Consider the following 24083-nt stretch of genomic DNA (forward strand, 5'->3'; position numbering starts at 1 on the left):
GTGATGGAGAGTCTTCCTGTTTATTGCGGGGTTCTGTTATGTCACATGCGGTCGATATCCATCCGGAACAGCCCTGGTTTGTGCTGAGTGCGGCGCAGCATTATTCGCTGATGCACTCTGACAACCCGGCGATTTCCCACTTCTACAGTTTCGAGGTTTCACCATCGGCCAGCCTGACGCTGGCGGTACCGGATGGCTGCGTGGATATCGTCTTTGACTGCGATGCGGCGCAGCCGGTGGCGCGGGTATGCGGCACCACACTGGAGGCACGCAGTGCGGCGCTGATCCGCAACCATCGCTATTTCGGCGTACGCTTTGCGCCCGGCGTGATCCCGGACTTTCTCGATGTAATGGCGGAAGAGCTGACAGATCGTGAATTTAATTTCTTTGATGTGGTGCCGGATGCGCGCCAGGCCTGCGAACAGATCCTGCGCACGCCGCTGTTTTCACAACAGGTCGCGCTGTTTAATGCCCATTTTACTCCACGCCTGATGCGCAAAACGTCGACGGTGACGGCGTCAATTATTCGCACCATTCTGCAACAGAAAGGCAATATCCGTATTGAACAGCTGGAGGCATTGACCGGCTATACCTGCCGCACGATTCAGCGCCAGTTCCGCCATGATACCGGCATGTCGCCCAAGGCGTTTGGCCGCATTATGCGCTGCCAGGCGGCGCTGAATACCCTGCATTTGCGCGGTAATATTTCGTTTTCCGACCTGGCGCTGGACCTCGGTTTCAGCGACCAGTCACACTTCCTGCGCGAGTTCAAAAAGCTGGTCAGCACTACCCCACTTGACTACCAGCGGCGTACGCTGTTTGCCGCCTATGGAGAACGCATCCGTTACAACTAAGTTAGCGTCAGGTTAGCGCAAAGTAGCACTAAAACGGTGCATCTGTTGCACTCTGCTGCTGTCCGATTTTTTCTATCCTCCGCTGTTGCTGCTGAGAAATGATGCATACCTATATTCACTTGCAGATAGGGCGCTGGCGATGAGCAACACGAACGGTTTACGAAAAAATACCCTGGGCTTATTTTCTCTGGTCTTCTTTGTGGTTGCAGCCGCTTCGCCCCTGACCGGTGTGGTGGGTGGGCTGCCGGTGGCTATTTTTACCGGCAACGGCGGCGGCATTCCGGCTATCTATATTATGGCCTGCCTCATTCTGATGATCTTCTCGGTGGGCTATATCGCGATGAGCCGCTATGTGAATGATGCCGGTGCTTTCTACACCTATATATCAAAAGGTCTGGGCGAAAACTGGGGCGCCTCCGCTTCAGTACTGGCGCTGATCGCCTATCTGTCAATCCAGACGGCAATTATCGCCATGCTCGGTTTCTTTACCCAGCTGTTCCTTGAGCAGCATCTTGCGCTGTCGATCCCCTGGTGGGCGCTGAGCATGTTATTTACCGTGATTGCGTGGATGTTAGGCATCAAACGGGTCGAAGTTGGCGGCAAACTGCTCGGCGTACTGATGCTGGCGGAGGTGGCGATTGTCCTGCTGACCGACGTTATGCTGCTGGTGAAAAAAGAGGGAGCGCTGAACTTCAGCTCGTTTGAACCTTCCGTGTTTATGCAGGGCAATCTTGGCATCGCCTTTATTTTTGCCATTGCCTCGTTTATCGGTTTTGAGTCAACCGCCATCTATGCTGAAGAGTGCCGTGAACCACATAAAACCGTCCCGCGCGCCACCCTCTGCGCCCTGCTGATTATTACGGTGTTTTTCTGCTTTACCAGCTGGTCGCTGGTACAGGCATATGGTTTTGATCAGATAGCGCAGATTGCCCGTAAAGATCCCGGCAACTTTATTTTTGATATTACCCGTCAGTATGTCGGCCAGTGGGCGGTGGAAACCATGTCGGTACTGTTGATTACCAGTCTGTTTGCCGCCGCGCTGGCGTTCCATAACAATATTTCGCGCTATATTTTCAGCATCAGCCGGGATGGCCTGATCTGGAAAGAGCTGTGCAGCACCCATCCGACTAACGGTACGCCGCACAATGCCAGCCATGCGCACAGTGTGATTCTGTTGCTGTTGCTGGCGGGGATGGGCAGCACCAATATGGATCCGATGGTGCATATTTTTGCCTTTGGTTCGGCTATCGCTACGCTGTCGATATTAGTGCTTCAGGTCGGTGTTTCCGCCGCAGTGATTATGTTTTTCCGTCACACCGCCAACCATAATCACAGCGCCTGGCAGGTGTTCTGGGCGCCGCTGGCGGCACTGACCGCGATGTCGGCCACGATTATTCTGGCGATTAATAATTTGCAGTTAATCAGCGGCAGCGATTCCGCGCTGGTGCAGTTTATCCCGTGGTTTATTGCCAGCTGTGGCGCTATAGGGTATCTGATGTCGCTGAAACGTAAGGCGCGGTTGATGAGGACGGGTTGAGGTTATTTTTGATGTGCCAGCAAGGTTGCAGATTTTAAAAGCTGAACATATTGCCAGCATTTCTGCGGGTGACCAGCAACGTGATATGAATAATCCGCTGACGCTGATGTCCTTAAAAGAACAGTATCTCAACCTTCTTGCTGTCAACTATCTGCATCAGGAGTGCTGGATACTGAACTCTTATCCAGCCCAGAGTATCGAAATCTAAACCGCCTGCCCACAAGCCCATGCCGAGCTCCACGCCCACTGGAAGTTATAACCGCCCAGCCAGCCAGTGACATCGGCCACTTCTCCGATAAAGTACAAACCGGGTACATCACGCGCTTCCATGGTTTTGGATGACAGCTGGGTGGTATCGACGCCGCCCAGCGTCACTTCGGCAGTGCGATAACCTTCGGTACCATTGGGTTGCACGCGCCACTGATGCAGCGCCGCCGCCAGCTCGCTCTGCTGACGACTGTTCAGCTGCTTCAGCGTGACATCCGGCACCGTCTGCAGGGTTTGCAGCACTTCGATTAAACGCTTCGGCAGCACTTTTGCCAGACTGTTTTTCAGGCTGAGATTAGGGTGCTCGCTGCGCTCAGCATTAATAAAGCTGTCAAGATCCTGACCCGGCGAGAGGTCAACAGAGACAAACTCACCCGGCTGCCAGTAGCTGGAGAGTTGCAATACCGCCGGTCCCGACAGGCCGCGATGGGTAAACAGCATCGCTTCTTTAAATACCGTACCGTCTTCCGCAGTCATCACCGTCGGCAGCGATACGCCGGAGAGCGCCTGCAAATGGTCCAGTAAGGGTTTATGCAGAGTAAAAGGCACCAGTCCGGCGCGGGTCGCGAAAACGCGCAGGCCAAACTGTTCCGCCAGCTTATAGCCGAACGGCGTGGCGCCGAGTCCCGGCATTGACAGGCCGCCACTGGCGATCACCAGTTTTTCCGCCTGCACCGCCGCGCCATTCAGTTGCAGAGTATAGCCATTGTCGTCGCGCTCAACGCTGATCACTTCGCTGCGCAAACGCACCGTCACACCGCCCTGCTCACACTCTTTCAGCAGCAGCTCAACAATCTGCTGCGCCGAGTCGTCACAAAACAGCTGACCCAGCGTTTTTTCGTGCCAGGCGATACCATGGCGATTAACCAGATCGATAAAATCCCACTGGGTATAGCGCGCCAGCGCTGATTTACAGAAGTGCGGGTTGTTCGACAGATAGGCCGCCGGTTCGGTATACAGATTGGTGAAGTTGCAGCGCCCGCCGCCGGACATCAGAATTTTACGCCCGGCCTTTTTGCCGTTATCCAGCAACAGCACGCGGCGACCACGCTGGCCTGCCTGTGCGGCGCAGAACATGCCTGCAGCCCCTGCGCCAATAATGATAACGTCAAACTTTTCCACAACTCACTCCTGCCGGCTGGCAAAAAACGCTGATTGTAGAGAGTTGCTGCCAGTGATGCCAGCGTAACAAAAGTGTAGTGAAAGTAACACAATGTAACTATTTAATTTACAGGCTTTTTTTAGCGAAAAATCTGGGTTTAATGCGCTTTAATATCAAAAAAAGTCTATATTTCCCTTTCCCCCGGCGCGGTTTGTCGCTGATAATGCGCCGCGTTCATGTCCTCCAAAATGGCGTAACGCTTATGCTACATCTGTTTGCTGGTCTTGATTACCATACCGGCCTGTTATTAGTACTCGCTCTGATGTTTGTGCTGTTTTATGAAGCCATTAACGGTTTCCATGATACTGCCAATGCAGTGGCGACTGTCATCTATACTCGTGCAATGCGATCGCAGTTAGCGGTAGTTATGGCCGGTGTATTTAACTTTTTTGGTGTGTTACTGGGTGGTTTAAGCGTTGCTTACGCAATTGTCCACTTGCTCCCTACCGATCTGCTGCTCAATGTAGGATCGGCTCACGGGCTGGCTATGGTCTTTTCCATGCTGCTCGCTGCAATTATCTGGAACTTAGGCACCTGGTACTTCGGTCTGCCTGCGTCCAGCTCCCATACCCTGATCGGCGCCATTATTGGTATCGGTCTGACCAACGCGTTGCTGACTGGCACCTCGGTGGTTGATGCGCTGAATATCCCTAAAATGATCGGTATTTTTATGTCGTTGATTTTATCGCCAATTATCGGTCTGATTGTAGCAGGTGGTTTGATCTTCCTGTTGCGTCGCTACTGGAGCGGCACCAAAAAGCGTAGCCGTATCCATATGACGCCAGCCGATCGCGAGAAGATTGACGGTAAGAAAAAACCGCCATTCTGGACGCGTATTGCCCTGATCGTCTCCGCTATCGGCGTCAGCTACTCACACGGCGCCAATGATGGTCAGAAAGGCATTGGTCTGATTATGCTGGTGCTGATTGGCGTCGCGCCGGCTGGCTTTGTGGTTAATATGAACTCCTCCGGTTATGACATCACGCGTACTCGCGATGCGGTCAACCATCTGGAACAGTATTACCAGCAGCATAGCGCTACGCTGACGCATATCATTCAGATGACGCCACCGGCACTGCCGACACCAGAACAGGTGCCGTCTGGCCCGCAGGCATTCCATTGCGACAGCGCACGTGCGCTGGGGGCGATTCAACGTGCGCAGGGCCTGCTGAATAATCTGCAGAGTTACGATGCGCTGAATGTCGACCAGCGTGCACAGATGCGTCGTCTGCTGATGTGTATTTCCGATACCGCCGATAAAGCGGCGAAACTGCCGGAAACCAACGCCGATGACCAACGCTTCCTCAACAAGCTGAAAGGCGATCTGCTGAACACCGTGGAATATGCGCCAGTCTGGATTATTGTTGCGGTGGCGCTGGCATTATCACTGGGCACCATGGTGGGCTGGCGTCGTGTGGCGACCACTATCGGCGAAAAAATCGGTAAGAAAGGGATGACTTATGCGCAAGGCATGTCGGCGCAGCTGACGGCGGCAGTGTCAATTGGTGTGGCCAGCTATACCGGTATGCCGGTATCCACCACCCATATCCTCTCCTCTTCCGTTGCTGGTACCATGCTGGTTGATGGCGGCGGCGTGCAGAGTCGCACCATTAAGAATATCGCGCTGGCGTGGGTATTAACCCTGCCAATCTCGATACTGCTTTCCGGCGGGTTGTACTGGATTGCATTGCAATTGATTTAATTCAACTCAGTCTGAACAGGGGCGGCAGCGATGCCGCCCTTTTTTATTCCCCGCCCGCTTCAGTGCCATATCGCCAATGCCAGCAGGCTAATCATCACTAAGCCACAGAGTGCGCTGGTCAGAATAAATTGCCCACGCACACGTTCACAACGGCGGATAAACTCGTCGTCATGATGATCGCGATAGCGTTGCGCCCAGATATAACGCACAAGGCGTACCTGTTTGCTCGGCTGACCATGAGAAGTGAAGAATCCGGCGCCATCAACATATTGATAAAGCAATGGATCGCAGCCGCGAAGCACCACCAGTAATGCGCGCAGAGAAGAGTAATAACGCGCCATATTCACTAAACAAACCACACATAGTGCCCAAAACAGTGCGATGGTGCTGATCATGATCCCCTCCCGGCAATACCACAGGAAAGTTTTCAGCAGACTGCGCTGAATACAGCCAACGGTATCTTGCCAAACCACTATTGAACCGGACCGAATGTTTTTAAAAGAGAATGGCGACCACAGATGGATTTGAGACCGTCATAACCCAGTGTAGGAGATCTGATCAAATTTTTTCCAGCGATGTTTTAGCTGTTATGCGAAAGTGGAAAAAAATTCATTTTGATCGCGGTCGCAAAGGGTGCGCCGCTAAACAACATCTGTTAACAATTAACGCTATACTGATGACATAACAAAGTGTCGCAGGCAGCATAACGCGATGCACCAGTAACAGAATGAAATCTGCGGCGACCATCGCGCGCATTCCTCGCAATGGATTTCAGCAACTTGTGACAGGACAGAATAGCCCTCTGTCTGGCAGATCGCACATCTAATGGAAGGAGTTTAATTATGGCTTATAAACACATCCTGATTGCAGTAGACCTTTCCCCGGAAAGTAAACTGCTGGTCGAGAAAGCAGTTTCGCTGGCACGCCCGTATGACGCAAAAGTGTCGCTGATTCATGTTGATGTGAACTATTCCGATCTCTACACCGGCCTGATTGATGTCAATCTCGGCGATATGCAGAAACGTATCTCTGAAGAGACGCACAATGCGCTGACTGAACTGTCGCAGAACGCGGGCTATACCGTGAGCGAAACCCTCAGTGGCAGCGGCGATTTAGGTCAGGTGCTGGTGGATGCCATTAAGAAATATGACGTCGATTTGGTGGTTTGCGGCCATCACCAGGACTTCTGGAGCAAACTGATGTCATCTGCGCGTCAGCTGATCAACACCGTGCATATTGATATGCTGATTGTGCCATTGCGCGATGAGGACGAAGACGAGTAGAAGTAGATCGTAGTCGCTGCCCGGCCTTCCCCCACTATGTGGGGGAAGGTGGGTTAACCGATGGGTGGATAGATATCAAAGCGATGGCTTTTGGTGGTCACCGCAGACTGCGTTGCCACATTGGCCATCGGCGGCGCGTAATCAGGTCGTTTTACCACTACCCGCTTCTTTGCCAGCTGACGCGCTGGCGCCAGCAGACCATCGGCATCATCATCGGCGCCAACCAGCGTCTGAAACACCCGCATCTCTTTCTTCACCAGCGCGCTTTTCTGCTTATGCGGATACATCGGATCCAGATAGACCACATCCGGACGTGGCGTAATCTCGCTTAGCGCCGACAGGCTGGAGACATGCAACAGCGTCAGGCGCTCGCGCAGCCAGCCGCCAATTTCCGCATCCTGATAGCCACGTTGCAGACCATCATCCAGTAACGCAGCCACTACCGGATTACGCTCCAGCATGCGCACATGGCAGCCTACTGACGCCAGCACAAAGGCATCACGCCCCAGTCCGGCGGTGGCATCCACCACATCCGGCAGATAACCGCGCTTAATGCCAACCGCTTTCGCCACCGCTTCACCGCGACCACCACCAAATTTGCGGCGATGCGCCATCGCGCCGCTGACGAAATCGACAAAAATGCCGCCCAGCTTTGGCTCGTCACGCTTACGCAGTTCCAGATGCTCAGGCGTCATCACCAGCGCCATCACCGCATCGTCGTCATGCTCCAGCTGCCAGCGCTGCGCTAAAACAGATAAGGCGCCACTATCGGCGCCTGCTTCATTGAGTAAACAGATCTTCACGCGAAGCGTTATCCCTTAATGCCGTAATGGTCCAGCATCGCGTCCAGTTGCGGCTCGCGGCCACGGAAGCGGCGGAACAGCTCCATTGGCTCTTCAGAACCGCCACGCGTCAGGATGTTATCAAGGAAAGACTGACCGGTTTCACGGTTGAAAATGCCCTCTTCTTCAAAGCGCGAGTAAGCATCAGCCGCCAGCACGTCCGCCCACAGATAACTGTAGTAACCTGCCGCATAGCCACCGGCAAAGATATGGCTAAAGGCATGCGGGAAACGCCCCCACGACGGGCCTGGTACCACCGCCACCAGTTGCTTAATCTCTGCCAGCATCTGCAGAATCTGTGCGCCTTTCGCCGGATCGAATTCGGCATGCAGACGGAAATCAAACAGACCGAACTCCAGCTGACGCAGAATAAACAGCGCCGCCTGGTAGTTTTTCGCCGCCAGCATTTTATCCAGCAGCTCCTGCGGCAACGGTTCGCCGCTTTCGTAATGGCCGGAGATAAACGCCAGCGCTTCCGGCTCCCAGCACCAGTTTTCCATAAACTGGCTTGGCAGCTCGACCGCATCCCATGGCACACCGCTAATGCCGGAAACGCCCGGGGTTTCGATGCGCGTCAGCATATGGTGCAGGCCATGGCCAAACTCATGGAACAGGGTGGTCACTTCATCATGAGTAAACAGCGCCGGTTTGCCGTTAACCGGACGGTTAAAGTTACAGGTCAGATAAGCGACCGGCTTCTGCAATGAACCGTCAGCTTTACGCATCATGCCGACGCAGTCATCCATCCACGCGCCGCCACGCTTATGTTCGCGGGCATAGAGATCAAGATAGAAGCTGCCGCGCAGCTCGCCGCTCTCATCGAACAGATCGAAGAAGCGCACATCGTTATGCCACACATCCACATCTTTACGCTCTTTGGCGGTGATGCCGTAGATACGTTTGACCACTTCAAACAGACCATTCAGCGCGCGCTCTTCCGGGAAGTACGGACGCAGTTGCTCATCGCTGATGGCATACAGATGCTGTTTCTGCTTCTCACCGTAGTAAGTCAGATCCCATGGCTGCAAATCGCTGATGCCGTGCTCTTGTTCGGCAAAGGCGCGCAGTTGCGCGATCTCCTGCTCGGCTTGTGGACGTGCGCGGTGCGCCAGATCGGTCAGGAAGTCGGTAACCTGTGCCGGGCTTTCCGCCATTTTGGTCGCCAGTGATTTATCGGCATACGAGTCAAAGCCCAGCAGCTGCGCCAGTTCATGACGTAGCGCCAGCTCTTCCGCCATGATTTCACTGTTATCCCACTTACCGGCATTCGGCCCCTGATCGGAAGCACGGGTCGCGTACGCGCGATACATCTCTTCACGTAGCGCCTGGTTATCACAGTAGGTCATTACCGGCAGATAGCTTGGGATATCCAGCGTCAGCAGCCAGCCTGGTTGCCCTTTGGCTTCCGCCTGAGCTTTTGCCGCGGCCAGCGCGCTTTCCGGCATCCCGGAGAGTTCAGCTTCGTCGCTGACAGGCTTGCTCCAGCCCATCGTGGCATCCAGCACATTGTTGCTGTAGGTCGAACCCAGCTCCGAGAGACGCGCGGCGATTTCGCCATAACGTTTCTGCTTCTCTTTCGACAGGCCGATACCTGACAGCTCAAAATCACGCAGGGCGTTATCAACCGCCTTTTTCTGCGGCAGAGTGAGCGCAGCATAGCTGTCGCCCTCTTTCAGATTGCGATACGCCTGATACAACCCTTCATGCTGACCGACCCAGGTGCTGTACTCTGACAGCAGCGGCAGGGTCTGTTCATAGGCTTCGCGCAGCTCCGGGCTGTTTTTTACCGAGTTCAGATGGCTGACCGGCGAGAACAGACGACCAAGGCGATCGTCCACTTCCGCCAGCGGCTGACACAGGTTATCCCAGCTATAAGGTGCGCCCTGAGCCACGGTTTGCTCTACCGCTGCGCGGCAATCATCAAGGGCGGCCTGTACCGCTGGCACAACGTGTTCTGGTTTGATGGCGGAAAAAGGAGGAAGCGTAAAAGAAGAGAGTAACGGATTGGTCATAGCGCAGTCCTTGTGGTTGTCGGTGGCGCGATGTCGCGCGCAATCTAAATAAGATGAGGTTAAGTGTAGCGAATTTCAATGGCCGCCTGCCGCTTGCGGGAAAAATCCCTGTGCGCATATAGCCACGCCTGGAGGCGGCAAGGACGCTCACCCGGCAGCACAGACGACGATGTGACTGGGGTGAGCGCGCGCAACCAACGTACCTGCAGCCTGAAGTATGACGGCTATATTTCGGCATTTTGTCGCGCTTCCTGGTATACTATGGTCATACATGCGCCCGTCCCATCTGCGCAGCGACCGCACCTCTCCTGCTTCGTCAGGAACGCACCGGATATCATCAAAGTTATGCTTAGTTATCGCCACAGTTTTCATGCCGGCAACCACGCCGACGTCCTCAAGCACACCGTGCAAAGCCTGATCATCGAAGCGCTGAAAGAGAAAGAGAAACCTTTCCTTTATCTCGACACCCATGCGGGCGCCGGACGTTATCAGTTAAGCAGTGAACATGCAGAGCGCACTGGCGAATATCTGGAAGGCATCGCCCGTATCTGGCAGCAGGATGACTTACCGGCAGCGTTGCTGCCCTATATCAGCGCGGTTAAAGATCTGAATAAGAATGGCAAACTACGTTTCTATCCTGGCTCGCCGCTGATTGCCCGCCATCTGCTGCGCGAAGATGATAAGTTGCAGATGACAGAACTGCACTCCAGTGATTACCCGATGCTGCGTACTGAGTTTGCGAAAGACAGCCGTGCCCGTACCGAAAAAGCGGACGGTTATCAGCAGCTGAAATCTAAGTTGCCGCCGCATTCGCGTCGTGGTCTGATTCTGATCGATCCGCCTTACGAACTGAAAACGGACTATCAGGACGTGGTAAAAGGCATTCATGAAGGCCATAAACGCTTTAGCACTGGCGTATTTGCGCTGTGGTATCCGGTGGTATTGCGCCAGCAAATCAAACGTATGTGTAAAGAACTGGAAGCAACCGGCATCCGTAATATTCTGCAGATTGAGCTGGCGGTGCGTCCGGACAGCGATCAGCGTGGCATGACCGCGTCCGGAATGATTGTAATCAATCCACCGTGGAAACTGGAACAGCAGATGCGTGACCTGCTGCCGTGGCTGCATAAGATCCTGGTGCCAGCCGGAACCGGTCATACCAGCGTGAATATGCTGGTGCCTGAGTAATATCCCCTAGACCGTAAATACCGCAAAATCCCGCGCCAATTCTGTCGCGGGAAAGATCTCCCGGCACTCCGCCAGTAACTTTTCGCAGTCGGCAAAACCATAGCGCGCACTAAAATGGGTGGCGATCAGTCGTCTGGCGCCGGCCAGTTTAGCCGCCGTTGCCGCCTGCACCGTAGTGGAGTGTCCACGGCCATTGGCTTTTTCCGCCATGGCGGCTTCGAGCGTGGTCTCATGCACCATCACATCCACATTCGCCGCCATCTCGCCAGCCAGCGGCGTTGGCGCAGTATCGCCAAATATCGCCAGCGACTTGCCTTTAGTCGAAGGGCCAAGATAATCCCGCCCGCACACCTCGCGCCCGTCCGGCAGCAACACGGTTTCACCGCGCTTTAACTGCTGAAACCAGCTACCGGCCGGAATCCCATCGGCTTTCAGCCGCTCCGCATCCAGCGGCCCCGGTTTATCATGCTGTTCAATGCGAAAGCCATAACATTCAATCACATGCGACATGGGCCACGCCGTAACGCGCATCTGCCCGTCATCACACACCTCTCCCGCCGCTATCTCAATAATTTCCAGCGGAAAAGTGACATAAGAAGCGCTAAGGCTGAGCGTGGTTTCGACAAAGGCTTTGATCCCCGGTGGGCCATAGAGGGTTAACGGCGTGCTGACACCGCCCATCGAACGACTGGTCAGCAGTCCGGGCAGGCCAAAGATATGGTCGCCATGCAGATGGGTGATAAAGATTTTTTCCAGCTTTCCCGGTTTGAGCGGACTGCGCATCATCTGATGCTGGGTGCCTTCGCCGCAGTCAAACAACCAATATCCACCGCTGTGGTTATCCGCCAGGTTCAGCGCGATTGCAGTGACATTACGCTCCCGGCTGGGAGCACCGGCACAGGTGCCGAGGAAAAGAAGTTCCATGATGCATAATTCCAGGTTTTACTTATTATCCCTACCCTATCACAACCATAGACGCAAACTTTGCGGCAATCCGCCGAGTAGCGTTACACTCTATGCCAATTTCCTACACAACTTATGGAACAGGTTTAATGACCAGACATTATGACTATCTTGCAATCGGTGGCGGCAGCGGCGGCATCGCATCCATTAACCGCGCAGCCATGTATGGCCAGAAATGTGCGCTGATCGAAGCAAAAGATCTTGGCGGCACCTGTGTCAACGTGGGTTGCGTACCGAAGAAAGTGATGTGGCATGCCGCGCAGATCGCTGAAGCTATCCATCAGTATGGTCCGGATTACGGCTTCGATACCACGGTAAACCAGTTCAACTGGGATATTCTGATTAAGAACCGCAGCGCCTATATAGATCGTATCCACACCTCATACGATAACGTATTAGGTAAAAATAAAGTGGATGTTATCAAGGGCTACGCGCGTTTTGTTGATGCGCACACCGTTGAAGTTAACGGCGAAAAAATTACTGCCGACCATATTCTGATCGCCACCGGCGGACGTCCCAGCCATCCTTCAATCCCTGGCGCAGAATATGGCATCGACTCTGACGGCTTCTTTGAGCTGGACGCGCTGCCAAAACGCACCGCGGTCGTCGGTGCGGGCTATATCGCGGTGGAAATTGCTGGCGTACTGAACGCACTGGGTTCTGAAACGCATCTGTTTGTGCGTAAACATGCGCCGCTGCGTACTTTCGATCCGCTGATCGTTGATACGCTGGTTGAAGTGATGAATACCGAAGGCCCGACGCTGCACACTGAATCCATCCCGCAGGCGATTGTCAAAAATGCCGACGGCAGCCTGACGCTGAAGCTGGAAAACGGCAAAGAGCAGACAGTCGACTGTCTGGTATGGGCGATTGGCCGTGAACCTGCAACAGATAATCTGAATCTTGAGGTTACCGGTGTAGCGCTGAATGACAAAGGCTATATCAGCGTCGATAAGTATCAGAATACCAACGTAAAAGGCATTTTTGCCGTCGGTGATAATACCGGTGCGGTGGAGCTGACGCCAGTGGCGGTCGCCGCCGGTCGCCGTCTTTCCGAACGCCTGTTTAACAACAAGCCGGACGAGCATCTGGACTACAGCAATGTACCAACCGTGGTATTCAGCCATCCGCCAATTGGCACCGTGGGTCTGACCGAGCCGCAAGCGCGTGAGCAGTATGGCGACGATGAGGTCAAAGTATATAAATCGGCGTTTACCGCTATGTATACCGCCGTTACCCAGCATCGTCAGCCTTGCCGTATGAAGCTGGTTTGCGTCGGTAAAGATGAGAAAATTGTCGGCATCCACGGTATCGGCTACGGTATGGATGAGATGTTGCAGGGCTTCGCCGTGGCGCTGAAAATGGGCGCCACCAAGAAAGACTTCGACAACACTGTCGCTATCCACCCGACCGGCGCGGAAGAGTTTGTTACCATGCGTTAATCATGGCGTCGGTTAGAATATCACCAGAAAGAAGCCCTGACCGGGCTTCTTTTTTATATCTGTAATAACATGCTAAATCTTTGTGTTGATGACATCAGCACTCTTTTCACTGCCACTTTCACTTTCCCCAGAAGGCGGCGGCGATCGTTCATCAACAAAGCCGAAACTTTTATTAATAACATCCATCACACTTTGCAGAGTGGTATTGTCTTCGCTGTTAATACTATTCACTACCACGTTATTCAGCTCTGTAATGACATGATCGCTTATCTCATTGATTTGTTGCTGCATTGTCGGGGTAATAATGCCCTTATTTGCTTTTTCCCGTAGCTCCTGGCTCAGGACCCCACGCGCTTTTAAAGCATCGCGAACAAACTGGATGGCGCTTTTGTAATAGTGGCCAAACAGCAATTGGATGATCGGTGGAACAGTGACTTCAGCGTTTTGAAAATCATAAGTCATCGCCTGCATATTACGGGCATAAAATGCCGTTATTAAGTTAACGCCTTTTTTATCGTTACCCAATTTATTGATATCGGGTATTAACATCTGATTAAGATCAGCATAGCCAAAGCTAAAGCCAAACCACAGGCTACTGTTACGCTCATGAGTTCCGGGCAAGGCACTGTCGATTAAACCATCCAGAATAGCCGATGTCCCCAGCAAACCGATTAATGGCCCGATAATCCCGGCCTGATTATAAGCCTGCGCCAGCAGAACCGCTTTTGCCGGGACAATGGTTGTTAAATCCTGGATTGCATGTTGTATCGATCGCCCCAGCGTGGTGGTCTTATTGGTGGTGCCCACTTCCAGCGCCAGCGTGAGTTGCAGAGGTTTATAGAGTCCGGAGAAGATAGCCGGGATATCGCATTCAATCCTGGCCAGCTGTTGTCGGTTATAGCTTAAAGCGTGATTGTTAAAATCATATTCAAAGCCAAACTGCTTGACGATCAATGCATAACCGTTGGCGAGGGAAGAACCTATATCCAGGATTTTACCGACTTCAGTATGAACGGGATAAAATGCGATGGTCGTTCCAGACACGACTAAGGTTGGGGTAAATTTAAGATCAACCTGGCCCACTTTTATCTGCGGGCCAAGTTGAAAGATAAACTGATTAGGCCCCCAGCGCTGAATAAAATTGCATACCGTCACCAGTTTTTTCCAGATAAGACCGCGGATAGCAGGAGGGGGTTGGGCGGTCAGGGGGGAATCAAATGTTATTTGTGTTTCTTTCAGTTGCAAGCCATCAGATTGATTACTGATATTGGAAACTTGCGTTTGAATACCATTAACGGGGTGCTCAGGTATCGGGACGGCATTGACTGTCGAGTTCTGAAAAATCTCCATATTTACTCCCTATCCATACTGCCAGCAATTGTCCGCGTAGTAGTATTGGTTTATAGACAATCAATAACTGCAAATAAAATCATTTATTGATCTAATTAATAATTTATCAACCTCAGTCATTTTAATTATTAGTTTATATATGATTTAAGCGCCATAAACTGACTATCATATTTCGCTCAAAGTTGAATGAATTATGATGAAGAGGGACGGGCAAAAAAAACCTGTATGTTGACTATTAACAGAAATAGTAAACATACAGGGATTGGGGGATGATACCGGTCAGATATCCTTAGTGACGCTGTCGGTGGAATCAGTCAAAAAGTGGCATCCAGTAGACCGATTTTTTTGGCAGAGAAATTTGCGGCATATTTTGCAGTCGTTTCACTTTCTTCATCGCCTCCCCTCCCTGTTGGCTGGTTACTGCTTCATAGCAACAACCGACAAAAGCACAGGAATCGCGATAATGCTTCACTTCATGCAGACAGGCAGTAGCCTTATCCATTTGACTGCATCTGGCAAACAAAATGGCCAGTAAACAATTAATAATAATATCACAGGAGCTGTCGCAGCCTTTCATTTCAGTCGCATAGGCGATCGCTGCCGTCGTATCGCCGACCAGCGTCAGGATAACAGCGTGCAATATTTTTGCGGCGAAGAAGTCAGAATTCAGCGACAGGGCCACCCCGGTCATAATTTGCGCCTTATCGTACTGCTGATTCTGAACCAGGTAGCAGGCATAATAGTAGTAAACTTCGGCACTTAATGGAGACAGGATTATCGCCAGCTGAAAATCTGATTCCTTCTTCCTGGTATACATATCGCGGCACATTAGCGTTTTCATCGAAATGGCCAGCGCATTACAAGGCTCATCAACCAGGACTTTATCGGTAATTAGCGTAATTATTTCCTCCGCCTTTTCATACTTCATCAAACCGAGACTGGCGAGAGAAAAATAGCAACCTGCAAGATGACATAACGTGATGGAATCATAATTACCCAGCAACAAAGAGTTCGAATCAATGTTTTTATAATACTCGTAAAGAAAAAAAGAGTAGTTGTTATAATGACTCTTTATCTGGCATAGCTTATTGTTAGCAGAAACCAGCGCTTTAGCAAATTCTTTAGTTTCGCAATGAGATATTTTATGCAGCAACAAGGAAACAATATTATTAAATCTTACGAGGTTAATAGAGTTATCATCAGACAGCACCACCGAATCACGAAAAACCACGGTTAACAACGTGCTATCAATAAGTTCCACTTTGATAACAGTATCTGACCCGGTTTTCAGTTCAATGCCGGTCAGAAAATAACGGACTCCAGTCGCCCTCAGACTATTAAAGCTTTCGGTCAGATTATGGCTATTTACCGTTAATACTGATGGCAAAAAGCGAAAGCCCTTTTCCTCAAAAATCGCGCTGTGATTGATAATAAAATCAAATATCATCATCGACAACGTTTTGTCTTGCATTACAAAGGGGAAAATAGCCAGAGTATCCTTCTTATCGATCTTTTCTTCCCCGGCTAACCGCGCAACCCGGGTTACGTTCATTACGAAAAGGTAACCCTTGCCATATACCGTATTAATATAACGATATGATGAACTCTCGCCAAGTAATTTCCTCAGAACATATATGCAACGGGAGAGAGATTCATCAGAAACCTCCCCCCCTTTCCATGTAAGCATACCTGTTTTAGTTCCACACACTTTTTGAGAGTTCCGGTTTTTCAGCCATCAGCCGGTATTCTTCCGGCGTCAGGTTATTCAGGGATTCATGAGGCCGCTCGCTGTTGTATTCCGTCAGCCAGCGCTCTGTGATTTCCCGTGCTTCATTCAGCGTTCTGAACAGATAAAAATCCAGGATTTCTGTCCGGTACGTCCGGTTAAAGCGTTCGATAAAGGCATTCTGTGTCGGTTTGCCTGGCCTGATAAATTCCAGCATCACGCCATGGTCCTCAGCCCATTGTGCCAGAGCCAGTGATATCAGCTCCGGGCCGTTATCCATCCGCATCTTCAGCGGATATCCACGGTTTGCCACTATCCTGTCCAGCACCCGCACAACCCGCTGCGCCGGGATATTCAGGTCAATTTCTATGGCCAGAGCCTCACGGTTAAAATCATCCACGACGTTGAAAGTCCGAAAACGTCGCCCACATGTCAGCGCGTCGTGCATAAAATCAATCGACCAGCTCTGGTTGAGTGCTTCCGGCGTTGCCAGAGGAGCCGGATTGCGCACCGGAAGACGTTGTTTCCCCTTGCGGCGAAAATTGAGTTTCAGCAGGCAGTAAATCCGGTGAACACGCTTATGATTCCAGGCGTTACCCTGCCTGCGAAGTACCTGAAAAAGCTTCTTAAATCCGTATCGCGGATAGCGTTCTGCCAGTTCAGTCAGCGCCAGGATCACCGGTTCATCACGCCGGGTATCGGGCTGATAAAAATACACCGTCCTGCTCAGCGATACTGTCCTGCATGCCTGGCGGATGCTCATGGAAAATTGTGCAGTCAGATAGCTGACAAGCTCCCGCTTTATCGCTGGTTTTAGAGCTTTTTTTCGATAACGTCCTTCAGCGCCCGGCATTCCAGACTCAGGTCGGCGAACATCTGCTTCAGGCGACGATTCTCGTCTTCAAGATCTTTCATCTTTTTGATATCTGAAGCCTCCATTCCGCCGTACTTTGCTTTCCAGTTGTAATAGCTGGCTTCGGATATTGCCGCTTCGCGGCAGACGTCCTTAACGGTACGTCCGGCTTCGACAGACTTCAGAACGGCAATGATCTGGTGTTCGGTGAATCGGGCTTTACGCATGGCGATCTCCTCAGAGGACATAATCAGTATGTCGGAAGATCTCTAAAAGTGAATGGACCGTTTTATCGGGATACTTACATCCACACTTCTCTGATGATATGATCTTTAGTAATTACCTCCCCTGCATTTTTAACTAATAACAGCAACACCGCCATTTCCTTAGGTGGGACAGTAACAATCCTGTCATTGTGATACAGGACCTGATCACCACAAAGGGTAAAGTCACTGAAACGATAATTTTCCATGTCAATTTATCCATTTATTGTTAAACAAGGCTTTCTAACAAATGTTATCAGCTGCAGCGCCATCTCAAAGACTAAGCATGACAAGCCAGGCAGATGTGCGACTATAAAAAAGATAACATAACGGGGTCAATTTAAATGTGAAATCATACGATAATTATCGATTTATAAGCGCCTTACCAGCCATCCGCTAACATGATATTAGCAAACAGTATAAAGAAATAACTTTATAGTAATCTAAAAACACGGCGGGGTAATATACCTGATATCACCCTGAAATATATCTATACACCTCAGAATATTATTTCTTTTTTGCAATGCAAATAACCTGTTTTTGCTTTATCAAAAAGAATTTTTGAGCTTTTATTAGTTTCAGAGGGCGTAATCATAGAGCAGAGTTCTTGCAGGCGTTTTTCATCCCGTAAAACAATATTAAGCTCATCCCAGAAAAGCCGTTTTTGCTGCTCACTGAGTCTGGCCAGCTGCTTACGAAGTTCCGTCTGGTGTCGTTCTTTGCTGACTAAACCCGGACTGGCCAGATAATCATACCAGGTTTTTACTCCAGCCATCGCGTAATGAATGGACGCTTTGTTAAACTGTTGGTTTTTAATACAGTTCACCATATCTTCATAGTGCCTCTCGGCAGTCAGCGAACTCATATCCACCGCGGTTATATCCGCACATTCTGGCAATGTTATCTCTGCCGCTGCAGGCCTTTTTGTTGCTGAACATCCTGCCAGCAATAGCACCAGCAGAAAACAGCTAACAAAATACACCAGATTGCTTACCACTCGATTTTACTCTCTTCCGACCAACCGCCTTCTGACAGCATTATTTCCAGCCGCCAGCTGTTAATCATCCCTTTCATCATTAGCTCAATATTATTTTCATCGACGGGACCTGTTACCGGCGTATCCTGGGCCTCAAAAAGGGATACATTACTGACCGGCGAACCGACTATATAATAATCCATATAAACCTTCCTTAAATCGATTAAAATCAAAACAGTGATTGAATTTTATGCAATGAATCAGCACTTATTTTTCTGAGCCGTTCGCCGATATCTTCATTATTGTCGACCAGTCGATAAACCAGCCCCGCAGTAAATTCATCGGCATTAAACTGTAGCAACTGATCGCCTTTCTTTACCTGATAATAACTGTACTGGTGAAATACAACCCTGGGTTCATAAAGCAGATAAGCACGAAGCTTTGTACAAAGCTTCTCAGCCAGCGATTTCTGATGCTGGGGCAGTGAAATAACAACTTCAACACCACTATCGGCACCATTTTTCTTATACCAGTCAATGACTACATTCATAAACAGCGTATTATCGCGGAAGCTCTCATCCATTATGTCGAGAATTTCTTGCTGTAATATAGCCTGCAACCTCGCATGCTCATTTTCAACCGCGTTGAAATAGTTTACGATATGCTCAATACAGTAAATTAATCCCATTTCAAAACCATCATTAAACGCCTGCTGTTTAATCTCTTCACCTTGCGACCAGGCATCATTGATGATTTTGCGTGCGCCATATTTCACCGCCTCTTCAATATTTCTTACACGTTTTTTCTTCGCCAGATAATCCCTGGTCAGCAGCGTATCTTCAATCGCATTTAATTCAAACTCTGTCAGGATATTTTCTTGCATGCTGAATCGCCATTTTAAATAACAGCGGGTCAAACTCACTGCTGTCAGCGGAAGAAGAATCAATAATCTGTTGCGGAAACAGCAACGGTATACGCTTAACTATTCCTGCGGGTAGTAATATAAGCAGTGGGAAAAGCTCGGCATAAGCCCGCTGCCATAATTGTTGTGTGCCAACGATTTCATTGCCCCAGTTGCGTGCAGGCACAATATTGATCAGCATAAAGCCGCGTGCTTTCGTGCTCAACAGCTCGTGGTCCTGAACCTCCTGCAGCGCCGTTCGATAACGCTGGCAAGCCATATACCATGCCACCTCGCGTAACCGGTACCAATTATCAATAACCATGCGGGTTAAATTGTCTCCCCCAGCCAGGGGGATGGCGTCATCAAGTGAAAATTGTTTCACCAGTATGGCATTGATAATTCCGCGGGGTATTCCCCTGTAGCAGATATCCGGCACACCTGATCTTAAGGGGTGAATCCACAAGACAGGGTCGGTTATAATCTTGTCTGTATTGGTTAAATACACGGCGATGCTCTACTTTTTCTTTTTCAGGTTATCTTTATTTATCAACCGTCGTTTATCAGCAAGAATAAAAACAGTGATAAGCAGTAGTATGGCGACTGTAACGGTAATCAGTACACTATATTGAGAATGATATTGCTGCACTGGTGCCGGTGGTAATTGCCAGACTTCAGGTACTGGGGTCATTACCACCGAAATGTTGTCATAATCAACATTCGCAAAGCTGTTTTTAACTAACCTTGTCGCATCGAAAATTAAATTCTCCGACGCGACCTGTGCCGTATCGTAACGTAACAGCACCGCAATATGTGTCGGCCTTCCCTTTTTTTCTGCATCGATATTACTTATATCATAGCTGACATGTACCCGTGACGACACGATGCCACTAATCTGATTCAATGTTTGTTCCAGACGCTGCTCGATAGCTGAATATATCCTTGCCACTTCGGCACGTGGTGATGAAATTAGCGCATCGGCCGGGAACATCTCCGCAATCTCAATTCGCGGTTTTGATGGAAAGTTATAGATAGTGATCAGATCCACTGCAGTCGAAAAATCTTGCCTGGCGACATAAACGCTGTAGCCCGACTTGGCTACACTTACTTTACTGGCATTAATATTATGTTTCAGCAGCAGTGCAACCACTTCGTTTGCCTGGCTTTGGTCAAGGCCATTGAGTAATGCATCCTCTTTACAGCCCGTGATAATGAATATCAAGGTTAGCAAAATATATTTTATCTTTCTCATTGCTAAGCACGTATCAATGTATCAACAGCAGTTACTGCCTTGCGCGTCAGGGTTGAATATAGCGATAACGTTAAGTTATATTCAGACGTTTTTAACTGATATTGATAAATAGTCTCGATATCAGTCGCATTTGCCGGATCGCTGGCGCTTTCCAGTACCGCCATCTTCTCTTTATATTCCGTACCAACATGTTGAGTATAGGCCTGGCGCAGCAACTCTTCCAGAGAGTGGTTATTAATATCATCGTTAAACGATAATGCGCCGGACTCAGTAATCATTTCTGTTGAAAATGGCAGCATTTTTTACCCCATCTTGTTATCACTATTTATCTGAAGTTAGCAATAATGGCAGTGGCCACATCTTTGTAACTTTTCACCACACTGGATTGCGTCTGACGATAGACCTGATAGTCAGAGGAAAGGGACTGATACTTAGCCAGTAGCGTGGGATCTGATGAGTCACCCTGTAATGCCAGGAGCGCTGCCGCCAGTTCGCTATTCAACTCAACAACCCGGCTGTCAAACTTTCCTGATGTGTCCGTCAGAAAACCGGCCCATTTATTTGTGACAAATTCCATATAACTCTCCCTTTATGTTCGTGGTGGAAAATACCATTGATCGGCGGTTGTTTTGATATAGCTATCAGCACCATAGCGCCAGGACTTTCCTTTTATGCGGTTATCCTCAAGTTTAATATCAAACTGAACATAACCGCCTTGCCATCTGGATCTGAACTCACTGATAAATATTTTCAACGCATTCAGCTCACTGTCACTCAGCTCTCTGGCTATTGAAAATGTGACGCTATCAGCATTATTTCTGGTATTAAAATCTGGCACAATACTTAATAATTCCTGCCCGGCATTGTCAGCAACGCTTTTATCACTGATATAACTAAACATAAAATCGTTGGCCCACTGAAAGAGTGAAATAAGTTTTTTGGCAATATGATTCAGCTCTTTCTGGTTAAGCATTTTCGTCCGCTCCAGACTAAGAATAATTTCGGGTCTGGATGGGTCGTCAAAGCGTACGCCATGGAACTTTACCTCTGGCCAGCGGGTATTGATTTCACGAGTAATTTTATCTTCTTCTGCTCTGGCGGAAAGAACGGTGAACTGGTTAGCAATATTATTTTTAATCAGTGATTGCCAGGCCCAGACACTGCTCATCGGCTCGGGGGCCAGTACATAGACTGCAGCATCACCGCCGACAAAAGTTTTAAACTGATGCGGTTTACCTGCCAGCATTAGTGACAACTGGCTGTTCTGTCCCCTGTCCTGCTTCTGCAGCAGGTAATACCCTGCCAGCCCTGCCAGTAGTAACAACAATAGTGGAATAATGGTCTTTTTAAGCCCCGCGCCTTTTGCGGCCAGGGGCTGCGGCGCCACTGAAGCTGCAGCCGTTATCTCCTCAGGCTGTTCAGGTTGCGGCTGCTCAACACTCTCCTGCCATTCACTCCCTTCAGGCCGCAAGATAAAACTGACACCATCAACATCAATAACCTGATGAAAATTGATCGTTTCACTGGCGCGCAGGTGATCATTGTTCATCTCCAACAGCGGCAGCAACATTGCGGAACCATAGACGATATCGAAACTGGTAGTGATATTGTCGTCCAGCACATAAATGGTGGCGGGATCCTCTGATTGCTGCTGGATAGCGGCCAGAGTAGCGCGATCGGCGACCACGAAGGAGGTCCTCTCCTCACGAATGATATACTCACATCCCGCCAAACGGGTATTTATGAAACGTATCTCGTAATGACGTTTCATATCCTCAGCACTCATTGTCATCATCCGTTGATTACAACCCGTCCTGCAAATTTAGACCCCAAGTTATCATGGTAACTTCATGAGTACTTGACAGAATACTGATGAATTTCAATCTAATTTTTCGTCGCGAATTTTGTTGCGGCGGCTGCTGGAGGAAGCCGTTTAACAGCAACTTCAGCAGCAAAACCGGCAGCGCAGTTCAGCTGCTCTGCCGTCAGATAATCAAGAAAGGGGACGCAGGAGTGATTAATGTCTGACCAGTTTATTTGCCACCAGAAGATAATAATCTGCAACCTGATTAATACCTGTCATCTCACTTTCATGGATGCTAATAGCAAATGCAGCCTCAGTTTCGTAAACAATTTCGGTCAGAATCAGGGAGTCGATATAGAGATCGATGGCCAGCCAGCTGGAATCATCAATTGCAGCGCTATCCTGCGCACAGCAGCGCGCAATAATCTGTTTAATCCTCTCTCTCAACTCGCGTTCATCCACGCCAGCATAAATGCTCATATGTGACCCTGTGCTTATAAGGAACGCAGAATTGCCATCCGGGTTTCAGTCTCTTGCTGATAAAAACGACTTAATATTTCCACCCGCTGGTTAAATACCGAACTGGCATGTGTGGTATTTTGTGTCAGCATACGTACCGCCAGCTGTAGCTGCTCCGATTGCGAGTCGAAACCGGCTTGCCAGGCGCCATATTGCGCGGAATTAAGGTTTACACTACTGCCCGAACCTAATCTGGCCAGCGAGCCAATCATATTTACCACCGGCGATAAATCTATTTTCACCCGATAACTGGTTGGCCCTCCCCACAGACAATCTGCGGATAACCCCATCTGCTTAATCCATCTCTCCGCCTCCTCTTTCGTGGTGTCAGGGTAAGTGCCATCAGCATTTGCCGGGGGAAACAGCTGACTGTTCTGCTCTTTAACAAATTCATGGTACAGCGTATCAAGCTGCTCCATAAAAGCCTGGTTGCGGAAGTTAACCTCACCCTCTTTTGAGCCAGGTGACAGGAAGTTTGATAGCGATGCTTTAATCTCATTAAAGGCCTTGAAGAAGGCATCCATCTTTTCGGCCGCGGCTAAAAACACCCCCATATAGTGGATTTTCATCTGCTCTATCACTTCCCAGTGCAATTCCTCCAGATCTTTTTTCGGCTCGCCCGTGGTGAGTTCTTCATTGCTGACAGCGGTAAGGTAAAACTCCAGCACTTCCCTTTCCGCCTGCGCCGACTCTGCCGATGCTTTTGCCGCCACACGTTTCGCTGCGCTTTTCAGATCTTCCGGTTCGACTATTTTTAGCGTTATACCTTCCTGCTGTGCTTCCTCAAGAAAGCGCTGAGCCCCCTCTTTGCTTAGCTCATCTTCTGCCACTGATTTTTCAAGCAGTACCTTTAGCTGCTTAATCTCTTTATCGGTCAACGCCTCCAGTCCCGGCACCTTTTTCTTTTTAACTAACAACTCTTCCGGAGGTATCGGCAGACAATAGCTGCTGTCGCTGGCAAGCCGTTCCGCCAATGTCAGATTAAAGTGAGTAAATTCTCTGACCAGCACGCTTTCTTTGGCAACCACAGATTTATTATTAAGGTTGCTTTGCCTGACTTCATCAGGAACTGGCTGGTTATCAACGGGTTGGGGGGGAGCAATCGGCCGGGTAAAAATCCACACCGGCGGTAATGAAAAAGGAATGAGTGGCATAATTACCTCACTTCACGTTAAGTCCTGATTGTT

The 24083-nt window shown here is 49.9% G+C and carries 25 protein-coding genes; 6 read left to right on the forward strand and 19 right to left on the reverse strand.

Annotated elements, in window-relative coordinates; all coding sequences use genetic code 11:
• The first annotated feature begins 38 nt into the window (after window positions 1–38).
• Window positions 39–854 (forward strand): helix-turn-helix domain-containing protein, encoded by an 816-nt coding sequence (locus J2125_RS10025; protein WP_017799583.1) that lies wholly within the window; start codon window positions 39–41, stop codon window positions 852–854.
• 139 nt (window positions 855–993) lie between these two features.
• Window positions 994–2391: an APC family permease gene (locus J2125_RS10030; RefSeq protein ID WP_017799584.1), complete on the forward strand. Its 1398-nt coding sequence runs from the start codon at window positions 994–996 to the stop codon at window positions 2389–2391.
• 204 nt (window positions 2392–2595) lie between these two features.
• Here J2125_RS10030 and J2125_RS10035 read toward each other — a convergent pair whose 3' ends face one another.
• Window positions 2596–3780: a BaiN/RdsA family NAD(P)/FAD-dependent oxidoreductase gene (locus tag J2125_RS10035; protein ID WP_017799586.1), complete on the reverse strand. Its 1185-nt coding sequence runs from the start codon at window positions 3778–3780 to the stop codon at window positions 2596–2598.
• A 242-nt stretch (window positions 3781–4022) separates the two neighbouring features.
• Between J2125_RS10035 and pitA the strand changes: the two genes are divergently transcribed.
• Window positions 4023–5522 carry an inorganic phosphate transporter PitA gene (gene pitA / locus J2125_RS10040; RefSeq protein ID WP_017799587.1) on the forward strand — a complete coding sequence of 500 codons (1500 nt, stop codon included), beginning with the start codon at window positions 4023–4025 and terminating at the stop codon, window positions 5520–5522.
• A 59-nt stretch (window positions 5523–5581) separates the two neighbouring features.
• Here pitA and uspB read toward each other — a convergent pair whose 3' ends face one another.
• Entirely contained in the window at window positions 5582–5917 is a 336-nt protein-coding gene (gene uspB / locus J2125_RS10045) for a universal stress protein UspB (protein ID WP_017799588.1), read from the reverse strand.
• Between the two features lie 447 nt (window positions 5918–6364).
• Between uspB and uspA the strand changes: the two genes are divergently transcribed.
• Complete coding sequence (uspA, locus tag J2125_RS10050; protein ID WP_017799589.1) at window positions 6365–6805, forward strand: universal stress protein UspA; 441 nt, start codon at window positions 6365–6367, stop codon at window positions 6803–6805.
• 53 nt (window positions 6806–6858) lie between these two features.
• On the opposite strand, the gene rsmJ is transcribed toward uspA, so the two are convergent.
• A complete protein-coding gene (gene rsmJ, locus J2125_RS10055) occupies window positions 6859–7608 on the reverse strand; it encodes a 16S rRNA (guanine(1516)-N(2))-methyltransferase RsmJ (RefSeq protein WP_017799590.1) in 750 nt (249 codons plus the stop codon).
• Window positions 7609–7616: 8 nt separating this feature from the next.
• A complete protein-coding gene (gene prlC / locus J2125_RS10060; RefSeq protein WP_017799591.1) occupies window positions 7617–9659 on the reverse strand; it encodes an oligopeptidase A in 2043 nt (680 codons plus the stop codon).
• Between the two features lie 345 nt (window positions 9660–10004).
• On the opposite strand from prlC, the gene J2125_RS10065 reads away from it, so the two are divergent.
• Complete coding sequence (locus J2125_RS10065) at window positions 10005–10847, forward strand: 23S rRNA (adenine(2030)-N(6))-methyltransferase RlmJ (protein ID WP_017799592.1); 843 nt, start codon at window positions 10005–10007, stop codon at window positions 10845–10847.
• A 6-nt stretch (window positions 10848–10853) separates the two neighbouring features.
• Here J2125_RS10065 and rnz read toward each other — a convergent pair whose 3' ends face one another.
• Window positions 10854–11771 carry a ribonuclease Z gene (gene rnz, locus J2125_RS10070; protein ID WP_017799593.1) on the reverse strand — a complete coding sequence of 306 codons (918 nt, stop codon included), beginning with the start codon at window positions 11769–11771 and terminating at the stop codon, window positions 10854–10856.
• A gap of 128 nt (window positions 11772–11899) precedes the next feature.
• On the opposite strand from rnz, the gene gorA reads away from it, so the two are divergent.
• Window positions 11900–13252: a glutathione-disulfide reductase gene (gene gorA, locus J2125_RS10075; protein ID WP_017799594.1), complete on the forward strand. Its 1353-nt coding sequence runs from the start codon at window positions 11900–11902 to the stop codon at window positions 13250–13252.
• 72 nt (window positions 13253–13324) lie between these two features.
• Here gorA and J2125_RS10080 read toward each other — a convergent pair whose 3' ends face one another.
• From J2125_RS10080 to J2125_RS10145, 14 genes are all read right to left on the reverse strand, one after another.
• Window positions 13325–14602 (reverse strand): hypothetical protein, encoded by a 1278-nt coding sequence (locus J2125_RS10080; RefSeq protein WP_157819415.1) that lies wholly within the window; start codon window positions 14600–14602, stop codon window positions 13325–13327.
• A 310-nt stretch (window positions 14603–14912) separates the two neighbouring features.
• Window positions 14913–16154, reverse strand: coding sequence for a hypothetical protein (locus J2125_RS10085; protein ID WP_209499491.1), 1242 nt, complete (start codon window positions 16152–16154; stop codon window positions 14913–14915).
• Between the two features lie 142 nt (window positions 16155–16296).
• Window positions 16297–17408 (reverse strand): IS3 family transposase gene (locus tag J2125_RS10090; RefSeq protein WP_209499454.1). Its coding sequence is split into 2 segments (ribosomal slippage): window positions 16297–17147 and window positions 17147–17408, totalling 1113 coding nucleotides; the frame shifts between segments, so codons are not numbered across the junction.
• Window positions 17409–17482: 74 nt separating this feature from the next.
• Window positions 17483–17653 carry a winged helix-turn-helix domain-containing protein gene (locus J2125_RS10095; protein ID WP_209499492.1) on the reverse strand — a complete coding sequence of 57 codons (171 nt, stop codon included), beginning with the start codon at window positions 17651–17653 and terminating at the stop codon, window positions 17483–17485.
• A gap of 290 nt (window positions 17654–17943) precedes the next feature.
• Window positions 17944–18441: a hypothetical protein gene (locus tag J2125_RS10100; RefSeq protein ID WP_157819416.1), complete on the reverse strand. Its 498-nt coding sequence runs from the start codon at window positions 18439–18441 to the stop codon at window positions 17944–17946.
• Entirely contained in the window at window positions 18435–18623 is a 189-nt protein-coding gene (locus J2125_RS10105; RefSeq protein ID WP_017799598.1) for a hypothetical protein, read from the reverse strand. Before J2125_RS10105 ends, J2125_RS10100 begins: the two co-directional genes overlap by 7 nt.
• A 26-nt stretch (window positions 18624–18649) precedes the next feature.
• Window positions 18650–19303 (reverse strand): hypothetical protein, encoded by a 654-nt coding sequence (locus J2125_RS10110; RefSeq protein ID WP_017799599.1) that lies wholly within the window; start codon window positions 19301–19303, stop codon window positions 18650–18652.
• Window positions 19275–19829, reverse strand: a complete 555-nt coding sequence (locus J2125_RS10115) for a hypothetical protein (RefSeq protein ID WP_071590486.1) — start codon at window positions 19827–19829, stop codon at window positions 19275–19277. The genes J2125_RS10110 and J2125_RS10115 overlap by 29 nt, the downstream gene beginning before the upstream one ends.
• 9 nt (window positions 19830–19838) lie before the next feature.
• Window positions 19839–20573 carry a type III secretion system inner membrane ring lipoprotein SctJ gene (gene sctJ / locus J2125_RS10120; protein WP_083865611.1) on the reverse strand — a complete coding sequence of 245 codons (735 nt, stop codon included), beginning with the start codon at window positions 20571–20573 and terminating at the stop codon, window positions 19839–19841.
• A gap of 2 nt (window positions 20574–20575) precedes the next feature.
• Window positions 20576–20872: a type III secretion system inner rod subunit SctI gene (gene sctI / locus J2125_RS10125; protein WP_017799602.1), complete on the reverse strand. Its 297-nt coding sequence runs from the start codon at window positions 20870–20872 to the stop codon at window positions 20576–20578.
• 26 nt (window positions 20873–20898) lie between these two features.
• The gene (gene sctF / locus J2125_RS10130) at window positions 20899–21150 is read right to left on the reverse strand and encodes a type III secretion system needle filament subunit SctF (RefSeq protein WP_017799603.1); all 252 of its coding nucleotides are present in this window, start codon (window positions 21148–21150) and stop codon (window positions 20899–20901) included.
• Window positions 21151–21162: 12 nt separating this feature from the next.
• Window positions 21163–22359, reverse strand: coding sequence for a PrgH/EprH family type III secretion apparatus protein (locus J2125_RS10135; RefSeq protein WP_071590487.1), 1197 nt, complete (start codon window positions 22357–22359; stop codon window positions 21163–21165).
• A 231-nt stretch (window positions 22360–22590) separates the two neighbouring features.
• Entirely contained in the window at window positions 22591–22857 is a 267-nt protein-coding gene (locus tag J2125_RS10140) for an acyl carrier protein (protein ID WP_017799605.1), read from the reverse strand.
• Window positions 22858–22871: 14 nt separating this feature from the next.
• Window positions 22872–24050, reverse strand: a complete 1179-nt coding sequence (locus J2125_RS10145; RefSeq protein ID WP_017799606.1) for an IpaD/SipD/SspD family type III secretion system needle tip protein — start codon at window positions 24048–24050, stop codon at window positions 22872–22874.
• Window positions 24051–24083 lie beyond the last annotated feature (33 nt).

Origin of the sequence: Winslowiella toletana (genome assembly GCF_017875465.1) — a bacterium.
Lineage (GTDB): Bacteria > Pseudomonadota > Gammaproteobacteria > Enterobacterales > Enterobacteriaceae > Erwinia > Erwinia toletana.

Coding starts and splice junctions, on each gene's coding strand:
- J2125_RS10025 (WP_017799583.1), top strand. CDS start 39: ATGTCACATGCGGTCGATATCCATCCGGAACAGCCCTGGTTTGTGCTG.
- J2125_RS10030 (WP_017799584.1), top strand. CDS start 994: ATGAGCAACACGAACGGTTTACGAAAAAATACCCTGGGCTTATTTTCT.
- pitA (WP_017799587.1), top strand. CDS start 4,023: ATGCTACATCTGTTTGCTGGTCTTGATTACCATACCGGCCTGTTATTA.
- uspB (WP_017799588.1), bottom strand. CDS start 5,917: ATGATCAGCACCATCGCACTGTTTTGGGCACTATGTGTGGTTTGTTTA.
- uspA (WP_017799589.1), top strand. CDS start 6,365: ATGGCTTATAAACACATCCTGATTGCAGTAGACCTTTCCCCGGAAAGT.
- prlC (WP_017799591.1), bottom strand. CDS start 9,659: ATGACCAATCCGTTACTCTCTTCTTTTACGCTTCCTCCTTTTTCCGCC.
- J2125_RS10065 (WP_017799592.1), top strand. CDS start 10,005: ATGCTTAGTTATCGCCACAGTTTTCATGCCGGCAACCACGCCGACGTC.
- rnz (WP_017799593.1), bottom strand. CDS start 11,771: ATGGAACTTCTTTTCCTCGGCACCTGTGCCGGTGCTCCCAGCCGGGAG.
- gorA (WP_017799594.1), top strand. CDS start 11,900: ATGACCAGACATTATGACTATCTTGCAATCGGTGGCGGCAGCGGCGGC.
- J2125_RS10080 (WP_157819415.1), bottom strand. CDS start 14,602: ATGGAGATTTTTCAGAACTCGACAGTCAATGCCGTCCCGATACCTGAG.
- J2125_RS10085 (WP_209499491.1), bottom strand. CDS start 16,154: ATGAACGTAACCCGGGTTGCGCGGTTAGCCGGGGAAGAAAAGATCGAT.
- J2125_RS10095 (WP_209499492.1), bottom strand. CDS start 17,653: ATGGAAAATTATCGTTTCAGTGACTTTACCCTTTGTGGTGATCAGGTC.
- J2125_RS10105 (WP_017799598.1), bottom strand. CDS start 18,623: ATGGATTATTATATAGTCGGTTCGCCGGTCAGTAATGTATCCCTTTTT.
- J2125_RS10110 (WP_017799599.1), bottom strand. CDS start 19,303: ATGCAAGAAAATATCCTGACAGAGTTTGAATTAAATGCGATTGAAGAT.
- sctJ (WP_083865611.1), bottom strand. CDS start 20,573: ATGAGAAAGATAAAATATATTTTGCTAACCTTGATATTCATTATCACG.
- sctI (WP_017799602.1), bottom strand. CDS start 20,872: ATGCTGCCATTTTCAACAGAAATGATTACTGAGTCCGGCGCATTATCG.
- sctF (WP_017799603.1), bottom strand. CDS start 21,150: ATGGAATTTGTCACAAATAAATGGGCCGGTTTTCTGACGGACACATCA.
- J2125_RS10135 (WP_071590487.1), bottom strand. CDS start 22,359: ATGAGTGCTGAGGATATGAAACGTCATTACGAGATACGTTTCATAAAT.
- J2125_RS10140 (WP_017799605.1), bottom strand. CDS start 22,857: ATGAGCATTTATGCTGGCGTGGATGAACGCGAGTTGAGAGAGAGGATT.
- J2125_RS10145 (WP_017799606.1), bottom strand. CDS start 24,050: ATGCCACTCATTCCTTTTTCATTACCGCCGGTGTGGATTTTTACCCGG.